Origin of the sequence: Bartonella sp. TT29SHDZB (assembly GCF_042193395.1) — a bacterium.
Taxonomy (GTDB): domain Bacteria; phylum Pseudomonadota; class Alphaproteobacteria; order Rhizobiales; family Rhizobiaceae; genus Bartonella.
The window spans coordinates 1-16,461 of the sequence record NZ_JBHILQ010000011.1; the positions used below are offsets into that span (position 1 = coordinate 1).

Below are 16,461 nucleotides of genomic sequence, written 5' to 3' on the forward strand. Positions count from 1 at the left end.
GATACGTTATGAGTCTTATTGAGAGAGAATGAGAGAGAAGAGAGAGAAAGTTATCCACAGATCATGGGGTTATGCACTCCATATCTTAAGATTGACCCGTGACATAAGCCGCCCATTTATCCATATAGACACGGCGCTGTTCTAGATAGTCCGTACGACGATAGGCACGCTCTACTTTACCTCCTACTGTATGACTTAGAATGGTTTCAGCGACCTCATAGGGGGCATCGGTTGTTTCAGCAAGCCAATTGCGTAAACTAGAGCGAAATCCATGGGGGCAGGCATCAAGTCCAATACGTTTCATATATTGAGCCATACACCTATGCGCGAGGGGACCGCGACCTGTTGCAGAAAAGAAGAAATCATTGCGTGATAAAAGGCGCGCTTGTTTTAAAATGTCTAATGCTTCTGATGATAAAGGCACGCGAAACTCTGTTGTTGTATCACGCTTTCCTTTCATATTTTCAGCAGGAATAGTCCAGATATCATCCTCAACTTGATCTTTATGGATATGACATAAAGGAAAAGTACGAACGCCTGTCAGAATAAGCAAACGTAAAGCCAGTTGTGTCATTGTTGTTGTTTCGCAAAGTGTTTTATAAAAAGCCGGAACCTTTCTCCAATCCATAGCTGGAAAATTTTGCGTTTTATGGCGTTGTTTGCCTAAGAGCGCGCGTGCTTTTTCTGTTGCTTGTAAATCAACATTCAAACCTAATGCAGCCGCATGTTTAAGACAAAGATTAAGACGTATCAATGCTTTCTCTGCTGTTGCAGCTTTTGTATGCCAAATAGGGGCAAGAGTATTGCGTATCTCTGTTTGAGTAATCTCTGAAACGGGTAGACAGCCTAATTTAGGGAGAATATAAAGACGTAAAGGTGAAAACCAATCACAAGCCTTACCATCATTTTTTAATTCAGCTTTCCGACTTTCAAAAGCATCTACGGCAATATCTTTTAAGTAATGAAGATTGCTGATTGCCTCACGCTTTTGTTTATTGCGTTCTTTAATGGGGTCACGCCCCTCACGTAAAACCGAACGCCACCCAGTTGCCAATTCACGGGCTTGTTTTAAAGAGACATCTCGCAATGCTCCCAAGCCCATTTCACGACGACGTCCGTGAAGGGTATACCGTAAAATCCATTGAGCACCTCCATCTTTACGCTTATGAAGTAACAAGCCGGCACCATCATTATATTTGCCAGCCCCCAATGTTGCGACAGATCTTGCATTAAGACGGTTCATAAGAGCCATTTTTTACTCCTTTCTTATATAAATTTGATCCACACATTCATCCCACTTGTGATGTGCAAATGAGTGGTTTTGATTGAAGCAATATAAACTGATTTAAAATGAGACAATCTTAGGTTATTCGGGACTCTCATTCAATATGAATAACGCTAGATTATCATTATAAATCAATGCCTTGTAGAGATAGAACTGGATAGTGCTGGTGTGACCTATGAAGAGCAGTTATTAAAGCAGAGTGCGCTTGATTATAGTTTTTGTGCACTGCCGAACATTGTACATTATTTGACCTTAAAGCTGAAATTAACAGCAAAGACAATTATTGGTATTTTGACAAAGAGTGGTCGTGAGCGTGAGTTTGTGAAAAATCCACAAGCTTTTTTAGAGCGCATAGAAGAAATACTCAATAAAACCTATGTTAATCTTACAATTGATGGCATTAAATATTTAAAGCTGGTCGGGCAAGAATATAGTGTGCAAGAGCTTTTTACCAGTGAAGAGCTTGTGGCAAATTTAGAGCGTACAGCTGTTGTGAGTGAGAAGAGTGTGTATGATCATGTGGTTTATGAAAGCAGTGTGGAGAAAGAGTTTGCACAAAGTCTTGAAAATGATCCAGAAGTCAGATTGTTTTTTAAACTGCCAAGAAGTTTTAAAATAGCCACTCCCATTGGTTCTTATACGCCTGATTGGGCGGTTTTTTTAGAGCGGGATGGCGAACAAAAGCTTTACTTTGTGCTGGAAACAAAAGGAACGAATAGCGAGTTTGATTTGCGCCTTAAAGAAATGCTGAAGATTAAATGCGGCAAGGCGCATTTTACCGCCCTTGAGACTGGTGTGGTGTTTAACGAAGCTCCTGTGATGAGTTGGCGCGATTCTAAGCGGGGGATGGTGGTAGAGAGAGTGGGGGGCTGTGGTAGGAGTGGGTGGCACGAATAACGCTGTCTTTAGTTGCTTACCGCCAAGCTAATTTTGTGCTTTGCGAAATTCGCCAAGGCTTTTGGACGTACCGCGTTTATCGCATAATAAAATCTTATGAATATCATGCAGAAGGCGCGCAGAAACGGGTGATTGCGTGTCTAGCTTCCCAATGCCGTAATTAAGTACAGCCACATAATGAGATAGCTCTTCAATATCATCAGTCGCACTGATACTTTTTTTTATTTTCAAACAATAATAGGTCAGACGGTAATGATTATGTCTTTTCTATCTAAGAAAAGAGTAGCACCGCTTGCATATATGCACGAGTAAAAGTCAATCAACATTGGTCTGAGGTAAAAACCGCCAATTATTTCTAATACACCTAAGGATTTCATAGCTTGCTCTAACGGTTTATATAAAGTCGCCCTTTTAAAAGGTGGATTGGGCGGCAAATTTATTGGGATATAGGCTTTATGAATCTTTCGAACTAAGCTTTCTACTATGCAGATCCTAAGGCGTGATTGCATATATGGTCGCATCTGTTGCTGCATTGTGTAGGCAGAGATCCTAAATGAGGAAAGGAGGGCTGCTCTTTTAATTACAAAGGAAGAATACGGCGTGTAAATGCAGCAAATGTATTTTGAGGAGCAGTAAAGGGGTGAGGTATTTGATGTCCAGCGAGTGACGGATTAACTGAAGTATAAGTGGGCATTGCTAGGGCGGAGTTTTTAGTTAAGAATCGCGCTCCGTACGCTATAAGCTCTCTGCATTCTTTATATAGGGCGTTGAGATTATCGCCCAATGCAACGTAAAGGGGCTGTTTTGTCTTTAGCGCTTGTTTGGCTGCTTCTATAATGCCGCTGGCTCTATCAGCCATTATGGTGATAATTTTCTCGTCCAAAGAACAGATCAATCGATTGCGTAATAGGATATGTGTGCCTTTTCCGACCGTGTCTTTTTTAAAAAGCAGCTGTTACCTTGTGGCAGGGTTGGGGGTGTCTATATGATCAGCCTGCCAAAGAAAAGGAAGCGTTATCGCGATAGCCACCAATAGTAGTCCAGCGATAAAGGTGGCAGCAAACTGCAATGATATAAAAGAACCAAGGACGCCGACCAAAAAGCTTCCGACCGGCGTTCCAGCATAGCCTATCACCCGAAAAGCAGAATTTGCTCGCCCGAGAAGTTGCTTTGGTGTGAGGCGCTGCCTGAAGGCGGTAACACCAATAAACCATAAGCTTGCTCCAACGCCAGCAATAAAGGTGACGCCCCATACGATGACAGCACTTTTTGAAAAGGCTGGAATCAGCAGCAAGACAACCGTTCCTAAACCGTCAGTGAGAACAGCTAGGCGCACCGGTGCATAACGTATACGCGGTGCAAATAGGGCACCTGCCATTGTTCCAAGCGCGTAGGCTGCAAACATCACGCCATATTGGCTGCTATGTAGGCCCAGATACCGACTGTCGGTAACGAAGAAGATGAACGAGGTTAGGAATGCTCCAAATACCACCGATAGAAAAAATGTGAGTAATGTAAGGGAGGTAAGATGCCGATTTGAAAAAATGAAATGAAAGCCGGCAATGATATAACGGAAAGTGATGTTTTCTTTATCAGGTGTTGGCGATGTCGGAACAGCACGGCGAGCGGTAAAAATCAATGTGATAAAAAGCACGATTAAAAGGCCGAGAAATAGCAGTGTGCTATGCGCTAAAATGCTGCTTGTTATGACAGGGGCAAGAAAATAGGAGACCCCGAAATCTAAAAACAAGACAATAGAGTAGAAGGTCATCAATCGCTCTCCCTCCATGATAAGTGGTGGAATCGTCATTATATAAGCTTCGGCAGAAACGACGATGAATCCAGCAATGGTTGCATAGAAGAAAATTTGTTCGGCTGGAGCAATCTGTATCATGAGCAGTACGAACAGGACAATATGCAGTAGCGTGAAGATGAGGAGAGCTGTGGTGGCAAGTTTTATTTTGTCGCAGCGATCAAGTAAAGCGCCTGCAAGGATGCCGAAAATTGGCCACGCTAATGAGAAGAGACCTTGCGCCCAACTTACTCCGACTACGCCATATCCAGATTGTCTTGCTAATAGCGGGATGGCAGTGCGCAAAGCACCGCTGAGTAAGGCGAGCAGACTAACGGTTAGGCAAAAATAGCGTATGTTCTTGTTGGCAAAAAGCGTGAACATTCTATTCTCCTTAAGATGCCACACAGGTTTCCGCTGTTCCATCAAGTACGGCGGTTGTATTCAGCATGTTTGCGACATAGTCGTCCAAGATATTCCTGTCTTCCTGAGGTAGAAGAAAATACATAAGGTTGGAATACCATTGCCAACCACGTTGAGTCAGCTGGAGATTGTTATCACTTTCTGCGGTGAGACCTGCACCTATGGGCTGTTGTAGGTTATTGTATACGAAAGAGGGGAGTGCGATCCAGTCAATTCTTTCTTTTTTGGCATAGCCGTTATAAGGTAGCCGCATACACAAAGCCGTGGAGGCTTGTTGCTCCGCTGATACCCAATTGTAGTATACTTTGGATTTGCCTTTAAGTTGTATGTCGGTAATGTATCCGCTTCGATAGGGATTGGCTCGTGTGACGAGTGAGCCGAGAATCGACAGTGCTGACGCCCCGAAGCCAACCACATAATCGTCATGATAACCATACAAATATTTGTGATAGCGGAAATAATTAGCTGAACTCGTTTTAGCGAGCGTTAGAGGAGTTTTATTGGCAATTTTGATATAGGAATGCCCATTACACGGCGCATAGCCGCAGCTGCGCATAACGATATCGCTAAATAATCGAAGCATCTGTCGATGCTGTAGGCTGGATGGCTTTAGCCCTTTTTGTGCGTAAGACTTATGCAGTTGCGACGTGATAGCCAGATTGTTGATTGCATAGAGGTTGATGGTTTCAGGGTGAAGCTCGCTGGCTTGCTTCAAATCGTATAATAGTTCTTCGGCTTGCTGGCTGTGCATGCCATATAGTAGGTCGAAACCCACATGTCCAATTATCTCTTGTGACAAAGCCACGGTATTGTTGATTTGTTCACGTGTTGAGGTGAGGTTAAACAATGATCGGAAACGCTCAATGAAACTCTGTACACCGAAGTTTATCCGGTTAACGCCGATCTCACGGGCAGCATAAAGTTTATCACGTGTGACGCTTTTCGGTTCGCTTTCCAGTGTAAATTCGGTTAAGGAAGAGAGCTCAAATTCGGCATGCAATACTTTTCCGATGTGTCGGATATTATCTGCCGACAAAAGCGATGGTGTGCTGCCCCCTATATAGATGCTGCGGATGGGCCCTCTAAGCGAGCGAATGAAATTTCCTTTGGTTCTGATCTCTGTGGTAAGCGCTGACATATAAGATTCGATTTGTTTAACGTGCTTGTAGTCCCCTTTCTGAAAGGGACAAAAGGAACAGATGGTTTCACAAAAGGGAATATGCAAATAAAGAGAAATAGTATGCGCTTGTGGAATCTGCTTACTGTGCGCTAGTTTATTAAAGTCTAGGTAATCGTAAAATTCATTTGAAATAGTGCGAAATAACGGATATGTGAAGTTGTAAATCAGCTTGAGTTGATCGAACTTCACAAAAGGATGATCCACGAGTTGCATAGCTTATCTCCCCCAATTTCTTAACGCGCACTATATTATTGACGGGCGACTAGTGATCTAATCGCCCGAGTGTATTACCAAAGATTTTCACGGAACATAATGAATCCCCCTTTTGTAGAAGTTATATGTATTATACATATAACTTCTTATATGAACAGACGAGCTTGTTTAAGAGGCAATGGAAAGATAAAAATATAAAAGAACTTTCTCTTGCAGCCTTATGGTCTGATATTGTAATTGGTATCCTGTTTTACGTGGTCGGGCTATGAATGCCTAGAGCGAGAAAAAGCAGGGTATTTTAATGGACGGGCGGGGCATTCTTGTTATGTTACTGGGACTTGGAATTTGCGTCTGGTTATGAAATATCATTAGCGCAAAAAGATGGTTTTAAAGGTAGAGATACATTTTTTATATCCCTGTAAAACTTCGAGAAGAGATAGAATTATCTATTAGAAAACATATAAATGTCCAGTGTGATAATATTATCGAATGACATGACATCATCGCTCTTGCCCGCCATTTTGACATATTACCTAAAATCTCATTGAGATTGTGCCATGTACTGGCAAACGGGGATAGATCGCGTTTTGGTATGACTGCGGCGAAGTTACGTGCCGCATTATCTTTGCTAGAATCCAATAGGATTAGGCTTAATGGGGTGCATTTACATGTGGGCTCTAATTTGAATTCGACTGAGTTAATAGTATCCACCTTAACTAAGGCTGGAAAGGATATTTACGCATTGAAGGATCAGATAAGTTTTTATATCAGTCTAGGTGAGGGATATCCGACTTCCACAGCGTTCTGCGATGCCGTGACGGTCAATGACGAATACTCTCGTAAAATTTATGAGGCATTGTCACAATTGGGTTGTGATTTACATAAGCTTACGGTAATTATTGAATCTAGGCGTATTATATCTGAAGATTATGGTTATTTATTTTCAAATATTAGCTCTATAAAAGAGCGGAATGGTACGAACTTAATTACAATCTTGGCTCTGGGGATGTGTGCTCGGTCTGCACAGTATCACGAGAATAGAGTGCCACAAATTTTGTCTTTTCGAGATATGAGCGGTGAATTTAGTTTAGCGGATGTCGTTGGTTCAAATTGTTATGAGTATGATATTCTTGTAAGAGATGTATCTATTAAGAGATATATCTATCCCATTGGATTTATCCTTAGATGACAAATTTATGCTGTCGGCATGTAGGAGCTATGATATCATAAATGCGCCAGATTGGATTCGAATGCGGACTCAAATTATTATTTTTTGAAGAAAATGACTATTCGTATGGAGTTTATCGCTTTGCTTATTAGGTATTGTACTTTGTTGGAGTGCATCTAGTCATAAAGTGCTTTCTGGTTTATGGTGAATCTTTAGTTGCGAGTGGGTAGCTTGGTAGGAGGTTATTCCAAAGTGTGGTCGTTTTAGGGGCGCTGCAATAGCTGCTGTCGAATAAAGGAGATATTCTGCAGTTGTATAAAACCTAGTGCGGTGCAAAATGTTCGTGCTTATTTGTAAAATATATTTAATTTGATGCGTCGATCTTTTATACTAGTCAAAAGTTAGCACGCGATGTATCGCGTGCAGTACCGTTTTCCTTTATAAAACTATTTTATTTCTTGTTTTTTCCCTTAAGAAATCAGCATTTCTTAGATTTTTGCGTATGAGTGATAATAGAGCAAAGACTATTCTCTCGTGATTTCCCTTTTTTACTTAAAATGGTTAAATTATTTCAATGAGCAGGGGGGCTTATCTAAAAAGATCTATGCTTGTTTTATTATTTATTTTTCAATGGGATAGAAAATTACCACTTTTGAGTTGGCAAATAGATTTTATAGTAGTCATGAATTTATGGAAAACATCACCAATATAATGTTTACTTGTTCAACTGTAACTTTAGAAGAACAGGCTCGTCATGGCTCAGTTTGACTTCGTATGGATGATACACTCTACAGAATCTTTGAAATACCACGGCGGTAATTGGCTAAGAAAAGTGTTAGAGAATTTCAAGATGACGTTGCTTTATCGTTAGAAGTTTGATTACGCCTGCGTAGGCAATTTCTGAAAGCAGCGTTTTCAGAAAATTTGAGATGGGTTTTGAGTGTGGTGCATAGCCGGTGACAAATTGGCGTGAATATAAGCGTACTTTGCTCGAAGGGGCGCATGAGTTTCCAAGTGCTGCGGTGGTTGTTACAGAATGATTGGAGTATGAAATACTTAACCTTGGCGCGGGGAGGAGAGCAAAGCTTTTTATATCAAAATAATAAATTGACAAAAGCGAGCTAAAAAGTAGCTATAATGTGTACTTCATGTGAAATTTAATTGTTTTCATTTAATACAGGAGGTAAAATTATGAAAACTAAAGATGTGTATAAACCACTGAAAAAAATTCAAATTAAGCGGGTTGATGTTACTTCGCTTAAAGCACAAACAAGTGAGCAGAAAATGACTGCTCGACGCTCCCTTGTGAATTGAGGTTTAAAATATATAAAGCTGGCAGCAAAAAAAGCTGCCAGCTTTATAGCTTTTGGATATATTAATGACGATAGATTATGAAGTTAAAAAGTTGCTCTATGGCTGTGCGGCAATGAGTGGGGTTCGGCTGATTACAGGTTCGTTCCATGCTTTTTTTTTCTTGTCTATGGGCGTTAGTATAACACAGTTAGCTTTATTGCAAATTGTATTTAGCGTCGCTATTTGTATTTTTGAAGTGCCTTGTGGGATTTTAGGAGATAAAATTGGCGTTAAACAAAATGTTATCCTATCATGTTTCTTTTTTTCGCTCTTTTTCTTTTTATGTATCTACGCGCCTAATCTTTCTGTCTTAATTCCGGCAGAAATTATTTATGCTTTAGGCTTTTCTTTATGTTCTGGCGCTGATAGCACATGGATTAAAGGCTTAATCGATAGCGGTGGTTACAAAGGTAGTTTGGTCTACCACCAAGTAAACGCCTATAAGCGGGAACTAACGGCATTCATGAATACGGTTGCTGGTGCTCTAGGTGTTCTTATTGTTTTGTGTATGGATAATTATCAGTCGGCATATTATTTTTGTTCTTTCGGGTTTCTCGTGCTTGTATTCTTGTTTAGTCGGGTGACGGGGATAGCTATTGCATCCGTTTCGGGTAGTCAGCCAATAAAATCGGGTTCTTTGTTGCATGCAACAGAAGCTTTTACTTATTTAGTTACCTCAAAAATCGGGTTATATTATATATTGATATGTGGTTTTATTGTTGCTGCATTGCAGCCAATATTTCATTTTTGGCAACCTTTTATTTTGGGACAAACAGGAGTATTAGACAATGCAACAGGAAAGACTAAAATTCTTATTCTTGGCCTGTGCTTTGTGTCTTATACTCTCGTAAAATACTTATTTAATCGCTTTGTAATTAAATATCTTATGCAAAAATACGCTCCTATGGCGATAACTTTGTGCTCACTCGTTCTGAGTGCTGTTATTATGCTTGCTCTGCTCCTTGTTGCAAACAGTTGGGCCCCCATTATTTTATTCACTGTATTTCACAGTTTTTTTTCTGTCCCTATGACGCAGTTTGAAGCAGAATTTTTTAAACATATTCAACAAAAGAATGCAAATACGGTTTTATCCATTGTTAGTTTTCTTGCACGTATTTTTGGTATTTTAGCGCTTGTGCTGATTGGTTTGTTGGCAAACAATGTTTGTATAGAAGCTGCTTTTTGTTTCACCTTGCTTTGTATATGTTTAATTATCCCGCTTAATTTGGTCTGGCTTTATACTGATAAAAAGTTAATAAAAGACGAGGAGGTTTGAAAGTGAAGATACAGTTGAACAGGGCCTTGCCTGTGACTTACATAAAGACACAGGAAAAAATAGTGTGTGGGTCATCTTATATGGATTTAGTCGAAATTAATAGTTGTCCATCGTTTTTAGTAGAGATGCTTATCGATTTGAATACACCAAATGATTGTGCTGCTATTAGCCAAAAATATCGGGAACGAGCATATCAAGAGGCTTATGATATTGATGTGTTGTTACAAGATCTGATGGAGTATAAAATTATATCTACTGTTTGGGAACAGGATAGATACGATAGACATCGATTGTTTTTGGATATGGCAGGAATGGATCATGATCTTGCTGTGCGGTCTTTACAGCAGGCTAAAATTGGGATAATTGGTGCAGGTGGTATTGGTTCTAACGTAGCAACCCTTTTGGCTGCTGCGGGTATTGGTTATTTAAGGATAACCGATGGCGATCGAATTGAATTATCAAATTTAACAAGGACCACCGCTTTTGTTGAAGCACAGATAGGTCTGCGAAAAGCAGATGCTTTAAAAGCGCGCATTTTTGAACACAACAGTACTTGTCAAGTTGTAACTTTGCCACGTTTACTTGAGGTCGAGGCATTAGATGAATTCTGTTCTTTTTTAATGGGAGTCGACCTTGTTTTATTGTCTGCTGATCCACCGAATGCATTTGAGTTAATGGCTGAGATTCAAAAAAAGATTTCGACTCCGGTTATTAATGCAGGATATTTAGGGCGTTTGGGAGCCATAGGCCCAATGTTTTTTCCAGATTCCGATTTTGGTTTTGATGTGCTCGCTAAAAATACGGATATAGAATGTAGCGAGTTAAGATATAATATAAATAAAAACTATCAGGCTCCTTCTTACGGACCGCTAAATTATCTTGTTTCCTCTATTTGTGCTCATGAAGTAATTAAATACGTATGTGCTGACTCCCGTTTTCTTCATAATAAAAGATTGTTTATTAATCCTGATAATTATGAAGTATCGGTATACGATTACATAAGTGATGAAATTTTACTAGAACATAGTAATGTTTCTCCATCTCAAGATAAGTTACATGATTTTGATGTTGTTGCAGAGCATTATGTGACTTCACGAGAAGTTGATAGCTTAAATAAAATTTTACTCGATGATATAGTTAATAACCTTTTGATAGAAGGATGCTATAGAGCATCCCTAGATATTGGATGTGGAATCGGAACATATTCAAGAATTTTAGAACGTTGTTCGGATATGGTCGTTGGGATAGATACCAATCAAAAGATGTTAGATAGGGCACGAGAATTAGGGGAAGCCATTGAGTATTTAGAAATTGATATTAATAAATATAAGACCGATATGTTATTTGATTGTATCGTTTTGTCGCTTGTACTAGATCATATTTGTGAATATCAAAAATGTATAGAGAAGGTAGCAACGCTGGCGCAACTAGGTGCAAAGATTTTGTGTATCCTCCCTAATCCAGTTAAAGATTCTTGTGTTTCTGGTGTTGATAAAGAAATTATCTTAAAAAAATATTTTTACGAGGGTAAGCAAATTAAAACACGTCTTAATAAAAATGGCAGTATGATATCTCATCTTACGTCTTATAAGCGAACATTATCAAGTTATATTAATGCTTTTTTAGAATATGGTTTTGTTCTAAAGAAAATTGTAGAGCCACAACACCCAGATCCGTTGCAAGCTAGTCATCATGTTCCTTATTTCACAGTTTTGGAGTTTCGGTATGGTTAGGGATTTGCTTTTTTTACAGGAAGACAAGCGAAAATCATTTTCATTTAATAAAGATGTTTGTGAAGTATTTGATGATATGGTGGTGCGGAGTGTTCCTGGCTATGAAAATATTCAAGAAATTATATTGCTGCTTTATACGAAATTTTCAAAAAATAATATATTTATAGATATCGGATGCTCTACTGGAACTACGATACATAAAATATTGAATGAGGGACTTGTGGAGCATTGTTATGGAGTTGATTTATCGCTTGATATGCTTGAGAAAGCGAAAAATAAATGCGCTTCTAATTTAAGCAAAATAACTTTTAGGAGTCATAATTTTTTATCAGATGGTAAATGGCGCTGTATAGAAAATTTAAGGCCGGATTTCATAATACTGAATTTAGTTTTGCAGTTTATTAGACCTGTAGACAGAGAAAAATTTCTCAGAAATATTAAAAGCTCATGTGAGCCTAAGACAACACTGGTTGTTTTCGAAAAAATTGTTTTTCCTAATACACTTATAAATGATATATATATTGACGCTTATTTGCAGTGGAAAGAAAACAATGGATATTCCAAGATTGAAATTGACAATAAAAGAATAGCTTTGGAAAATAAATTAATACCAAATTTTGATAATGAAAATATAGACCTGTTTAGAAATGCTGGTTTTAAGAATATAGAGTGCTGCTTTTCTTTTTTAAACTTTAAAGGGTATCTATGTTATTAATTATAGGAGACATTTTTAATGACAGATTATATCTGAGGGCACGAGATACTAAGATATATCACTTGCAGCCGGCATCTTTGTTACAAAAAAATATTTTTGAATCCCTTACATTTAATAAAAACGTATTATTGCATTCTTTGAATGCTTTAGGTGATTTTTATGGAATTGAAGACAATATTGAAACAATATGTATCAATCATGAAGATGCATTGGGTGATCGGATAAATCGTATTTTTTCTAGCGTAAAATGTATTTTTTCGCAGAAGAATAACCATTGGTTTGGTTTGTTTTACGGTCTGGACAAAAAGTTTTTAGTACTCATTTATGACTACCTTAGGACCTATTCCGTGCACCAGCTTGATGGATTATATCTGCTTTTTGAAGGTGTAAACGTTACAACTGATAATGAACTTGTGCAGCATGTCTATAAATTTTTTGACTTCATACGTCTTGCTTTGGCTCCTAACCTTCTTGAGGGCGTGGATGCTAGTGAGTGGAGATTTAAAGTTATGGATACGATATTATATCTAATTGTGTTTTCATCGCATTATCCAGAAAATCATGCTAGGCATTTGCCTCTACAAGATGCGATCGCATTTCTAATTCAGCCAAACTTTACTTTTCGTAAGTTTGCAAATAGGCAAACAAATTTGATAGCTCCTACAGCTCGGAAGCGGATACGTCAAGCTTATGCGGAATCTGGGATTTACTATAATATTCCGTTAGCAGAATCACTAGATCATAAGTCAAAGTATGTGAAAGCAACTGATACAAAAAAGATTTTACGATGGTGGAAGATCGACGATGAAGGACGTTAGTTCAAAGGAAATTGGTCTTATTGTGTTATCATATCCGATTTTTTGGCTTTTTAGATATAAATAACACACCTCCTAGTGGGTTGGAGACTATCAAATGTTGGATCACGCATGGCGCAATTAGCAAAAATTCCTATCTATTGGATTTGGTATGCTCTACTGGATTCTCAGCTCTAAATATTGTGTGCGAAGTGCAATGTCAAGCGGTGGAAATTGATATAAGCGCAGAGTTTGTACCATTCGCTCAGAACAAGGTTGATAGCTCTGTTATACAGGCGATGGTTAAGTTTCATGTCGGAAATGCTGAGCGTATGTCTTATCCTGAAAATACATTTACGCATATTATGGCGGGGTGAGTGTTTGTAAGCACAGCTGTAAAGGCTACTCACCACCATCCTAGGGTGTTTACTTCTATGTGGATAACAATAGAGTTACAAAATTTGCTTCATATTAAAAGAAAAGTTTCCTTTCTTTTAATTAAGCATTGCGACAACCAAAAGGAAATTAAATATCTCGCCTTTATTATTCTCGCCAATGTTTGCTTATATATGATTATTTGAATCGGAATTAGGTTACGTACAATATGGTATTTCTCGCTGTTTTATATAAGGAGAAGGTTAGACCGATGTATCGCGTGCAATATCATTTTTTTCACTATGGTGATAGGATAGCTTTTTGAGCGTAAAGTTCTTTTACCTTGATGGATCTTATAGTATTCTTCAAAAATATCAGTTGATAAATTTTTTTCGTGTCGTTTATGCAGGGGCTGATACAATAAGAATAGGGCTTGATTGTTTTTAAAGTTGGTATGTTATGGCTGTAAAAAATGTTAAACAAACGAAAAGTAAGAATTTTAAACCTGTTTCTCGTTTTCTCAAAAGTTTACGTGGTGTGCGCAATTGGGAACAAGTTTCACAATGGCTTGCTTTCCGTAAGGTAGAGGATATTGAATGTATTACGCCTGATCAAGCAGGGGTACCACGGGGCAAGATGATGCTTTCTAAAAAATTTACATCGGAAACATCATTGGCATTGCCTTCAGCAGTTTTTATGGCAACAATTTCAGGGGATTATCCTGAAGATGGTCATGGTTTTGAATATCCTAAAGCAGATGGTGATTTACGCCTTGAGCCTGATCTTTCTACATTAAGCATTGTTCCATGGGAAGATGCGCCTACGGCACAGGTGATTTGTGATCTTGTGTATCAAAATGGTCAGGTTGTAGATTACACACCACGCAATGTTTTACGAACGGTGGTTCATTTTTACACAAAAATGGGTTTAAGCCCTGTTGTTTCCCCAGAAATTGAGTTTTATTTGGTACAAAAAAATCCCGATCCTGATTATCCGTTAGTTCCACCAGTTGGTCGTTCTGGGCGTTCAATTGGTGGTGGACAGGGGTATTCCATTGCCGGTGTGAATGAATTTGATGATTTGATTGATGATATTTATCAATTTTCAGAGGCACAAGGATTGGAAATTGATACCCTCATTCATGAAGAAGGAGCAGGACAGTTTGAAATCAATTTACGTCATGGTGATCCTATTGAATTAGCGGATCAAGTTTTTATGTTTAAACGAACAATTCGTGAAGCAGCACTAAAACATGATATGTATGCAACTTTTATGGCAAAACCCATTCAAGGGCAGCCGGGTTCTGCGATGCATATTCACCAATCGGTTGTTGATAAGAAAACGGGTGTGAACATTTTTACACAGGAGAATGGTGAAGAAAGTGTCAGTTTTCGGCATTTTATTGGTGGATTGCAAAAACATATGCCAGGGGTACTTGTGATGCTTGCGCCTTATGTGAATTCTTATCGACGTCTTGTCCCTGATAATTCGGCTCCTGTTAATTTGCGATGGGGATATGATAATCGTACTACAGCTTTTCGAGTTCCCCGTTCTGCTCCTCAAGCACGGCGTGTTGAGAATAGACTTCCTTCATCAGATGCAAATCCTTATTTAGCCCTTGCGGCTTCTTTAGCGTGTGGTCTTATTGGTTTGCAACAAAAAATTGAGCCGGATGAGCCAGCGACAAATAATGTAAACGCTGATAATATTGAGTTACCACGTGGACTCATTGAGGCAGTCAATTTGTTTGAACAAGATACAGTGATACGTGCTATTTTAGGGGATGTGTTTGTCAGTACTTATGCTGCAATCAAACGACAAGAGTTTGAAACTTTTATGGAAGTAATTAGTCCGTGGGAGCGTGAATATCTCCTGCTGAATGTTTAAATTTTATGACGATGATTGGTTATAATTCAATTTCTCCAGGAATTTCTTGGTATGAATATGCTTTAAGAGAACGTCCCTCTTATCCTTCTTTTTGTGAAAACAGACAGTGTGATGTTGCCATTATTGGAGGCGGATTTACGGGTCTTTCGGCTGCTTATCATTTAGCCAAGGCTGGAGTAGATGTTGTTTTATTTGAAGCATCACGTTTTGGTGATGGTGCTTCAGGGCGCAATGGTGGACAGCTGGGAACAGGGCAACGGCAATGGGTAGAAACATTAGAAAAAAAGTATGGTTTTGAGCGCAGTAAGGCTCTATTTGATTTAGCAGAAGAAGCTAAAAGAGATATTTTATCTTTATGCGCAATGCCTAATTGTTCGTGTGATTTGATAGGAGGACAGCTTTCTGTGACGCATAAAAGGCGTGAGCTTCTCTCTTATCAACGGCATATTGAGGCGATGCAGCGTTATGGCTATCATGCGCTTACTTTTATGGATAAGGCTGAAACATCTGAGCGACTTGGATCAACTTTTTATTGTGGTGGTATTTATGATGCGGATACCGGCCATATAAATCCCTTAAAATTGATTGTTGGGTTGGCAAAAAGAGCTCAAGATGCTGGTGCTAAGCTTTATGAGAAGTCACAAGTAACGACCGTAAGGTGCAAGGGAGCTCATTGGAAAGTGATAACAGAAAAAGGCAGTGTAACAGCAGAGCATGTTTTACTTGCAACAAATGGGTATAAACTTGGTCTGGAGCGTTTTATTGAAAAAAATATTGTTTCTATTCGCTCTTATATTGGAGCAACGGCCCCATTACCAAAGCATAGTTCAATTCTTATAGGGGGGGAATCGGTTGATGATTCCCGTTTTATGGTTCGCTATTTTCGCAAAAGCATTGATAATCGCCTCTTATTTGGTGGTGTAGAAAGTTATGATAATAAGCATCCTCTAAATTTAGATGAACGTATAAAACGGCAAATTGTTGAAATTTATCCTCAATTACATTCTATCAATTTAAGCCATCGGTGGGGAGCAACGGTTGCCATCACAGTTGAACGCATGCCCTATGTTCGCCAAATTTTTTCAAGGATGACTTATTGTGGTGGTTATTCAGGGCATGGCGTTATGCTGGCTCCTTTCGTGGGAAAATTATACGCAGAATGGTTGACTGGGAATCATGAACGTTTTGCCTCTTTCCAAGACTTAAAGATTTCATCTTTTCCGGGGGGGCGCGTTTTGCGTTATCCGCTTATATTTTTAGCAATGCGTTGGTTTTCTTTATTGGATCGCCTTTAATGGAAACATTGCTTGAAATGAAGAAAATTAATGGCTTATTTAGGATCTGTCTGCTTTAATGATGGAAGCTTTTAT

At 38.9% G+C, this 16,461-nt stretch carries 15 protein-coding genes; 10 read left to right on the plus strand and 5 right to left on the minus strand.

Annotated elements, in window-relative coordinates:
* Positions 1–85 precede the first annotated feature (85 nt).
* Positions 86–1,252, minus strand: coding sequence for a tyrosine-type recombinase/integrase (locus ACFIJJ_RS06285; RefSeq protein WP_375621728.1), 1,167 nt, complete (start codon positions 1,250–1,252; stop codon positions 86–88).
* Positions 1,253–1,453: 201 nt separating this feature from the next.
* Here ACFIJJ_RS06285 and ACFIJJ_RS06290 point away from each other — a divergent pair, with 201 nt between their 5' ends.
* Positions 1,454–2,182 carry a hypothetical protein gene (locus ACFIJJ_RS06290; RefSeq protein WP_375646360.1) on the plus strand — a complete coding sequence of 243 codons (729 nt, stop codon included), beginning with the start codon at positions 1,454–1,456 and terminating at the stop codon, positions 2,180–2,182.
* Between the two features lie 27 nt (positions 2,183–2,209).
* Here ACFIJJ_RS06290 and ACFIJJ_RS06295 read toward each other — a convergent pair whose 3' ends face one another.
* The 4 genes from ACFIJJ_RS06295 to ACFIJJ_RS06310 form a co-directional block, all read right to left on the minus strand.
* On the minus strand, positions 2,210–2,356 hold the full coding sequence (locus tag ACFIJJ_RS06295; protein WP_375623500.1) for a hypothetical protein: 147 nt from the start codon (positions 2,354–2,356) through the stop codon (positions 2,210–2,212).
* Between the two features lie 406 nt (positions 2,357–2,762).
* A complete protein-coding gene (locus ACFIJJ_RS06300) occupies positions 2,763–3,134 on the minus strand; it encodes a DNA-processing protein DprA (protein ID WP_375646388.1) in 372 nt (123 codons plus the stop codon).
* A 3-nt stretch (positions 3,135–3,137) separates the two neighbouring features.
* Positions 3,138–4,358 carry an MFS transporter gene (locus ACFIJJ_RS06305; protein WP_375646361.1) on the minus strand — a complete coding sequence of 407 codons (1,221 nt, stop codon included), beginning with the start codon at positions 4,356–4,358 and terminating at the stop codon, positions 3,138–3,140.
* A 10-nt stretch (positions 4,359–4,368) separates the two neighbouring features.
* Positions 4,369–5,790, minus strand: coding sequence for a radical SAM protein (locus tag ACFIJJ_RS06310; RefSeq protein ID WP_375646363.1), 1,422 nt, complete (start codon positions 5,788–5,790; stop codon positions 4,369–4,371).
* A gap of 544 nt (positions 5,791–6,334) precedes the next feature.
* On the opposite strand from ACFIJJ_RS06310, the gene ACFIJJ_RS06315 reads away from it, so the two are divergent.
* The 9 genes from ACFIJJ_RS06315 to ACFIJJ_RS06355 all read left to right on the plus strand — a co-directional run bounded on the left by ACFIJJ_RS06315 (position 6,335) and on the right by ACFIJJ_RS06355 (position 16,386).
* On the plus strand, positions 6,335–6,979 hold the full coding sequence (locus ACFIJJ_RS06315) for a hypothetical protein (RefSeq protein WP_375646364.1): 645 nt from the start codon (positions 6,335–6,337) through the stop codon (positions 6,977–6,979).
* 1,170 nt (positions 6,980–8,149) lie between these two features.
* Positions 8,150–8,272 carry a hypothetical protein gene (locus ACFIJJ_RS06320; protein WP_375646365.1) on the plus strand — a complete coding sequence of 41 codons (123 nt, stop codon included), beginning with the start codon at positions 8,150–8,152 and terminating at the stop codon, positions 8,270–8,272.
* A 64-nt stretch (positions 8,273–8,336) separates the two neighbouring features.
* On the plus strand, positions 8,337–9,587 hold the full coding sequence (locus ACFIJJ_RS06325) for an MFS transporter (RefSeq protein WP_375616366.1): 1,251 nt from the start codon (positions 8,337–8,339) through the stop codon (positions 9,585–9,587).
* Between the two features lie 2 nt (positions 9,588–9,589).
* Positions 9,590–11,320, plus strand: a complete 1,731-nt coding sequence (locus tag ACFIJJ_RS06330; protein ID WP_375646367.1) for a ThiF family adenylyltransferase — start codon at positions 9,590–9,592, stop codon at positions 11,318–11,320.
* On the plus strand, positions 11,313–12,035 hold the full coding sequence (locus ACFIJJ_RS06335; protein ID WP_375616363.1) for a methyltransferase domain-containing protein: 723 nt from the start codon (positions 11,313–11,315) through the stop codon (positions 12,033–12,035). The genes ACFIJJ_RS06330 and ACFIJJ_RS06335 overlap by 8 nt, the downstream gene beginning before the upstream one ends.
* Before the next feature lie 62 nt (positions 12,036–12,097).
* Positions 12,098–12,853, plus strand: a complete 756-nt coding sequence (locus ACFIJJ_RS06340) for a hypothetical protein (protein WP_375642955.1) — start codon at positions 12,098–12,100, stop codon at positions 12,851–12,853.
* Positions 12,854–12,996: 143 nt separating this feature from the next.
* A complete protein-coding gene (locus ACFIJJ_RS06345) occupies positions 12,997–13,206 on the plus strand; it encodes a class I SAM-dependent methyltransferase (RefSeq protein WP_375646389.1) in 210 nt (69 codons plus the stop codon).
* 457 nt (positions 13,207–13,663) lie between these two features.
* Complete coding sequence (locus ACFIJJ_RS06350; RefSeq protein ID WP_375646368.1) at positions 13,664–15,091, plus strand: glutamine synthetase family protein; 1,428 nt, start codon at positions 13,664–13,666, stop codon at positions 15,089–15,091.
* An 11-nt stretch (positions 15,092–15,102) separates the two neighbouring features.
* Positions 15,103–16,386: an NAD(P)/FAD-dependent oxidoreductase gene (locus ACFIJJ_RS06355; RefSeq protein WP_375646390.1), complete on the plus strand. Its 1,284-nt coding sequence runs from the start codon at positions 15,103–15,105 to the stop codon at positions 16,384–16,386.
* The last annotated feature ends 75 nt before the right edge of the window (positions 16,387–16,461 follow it).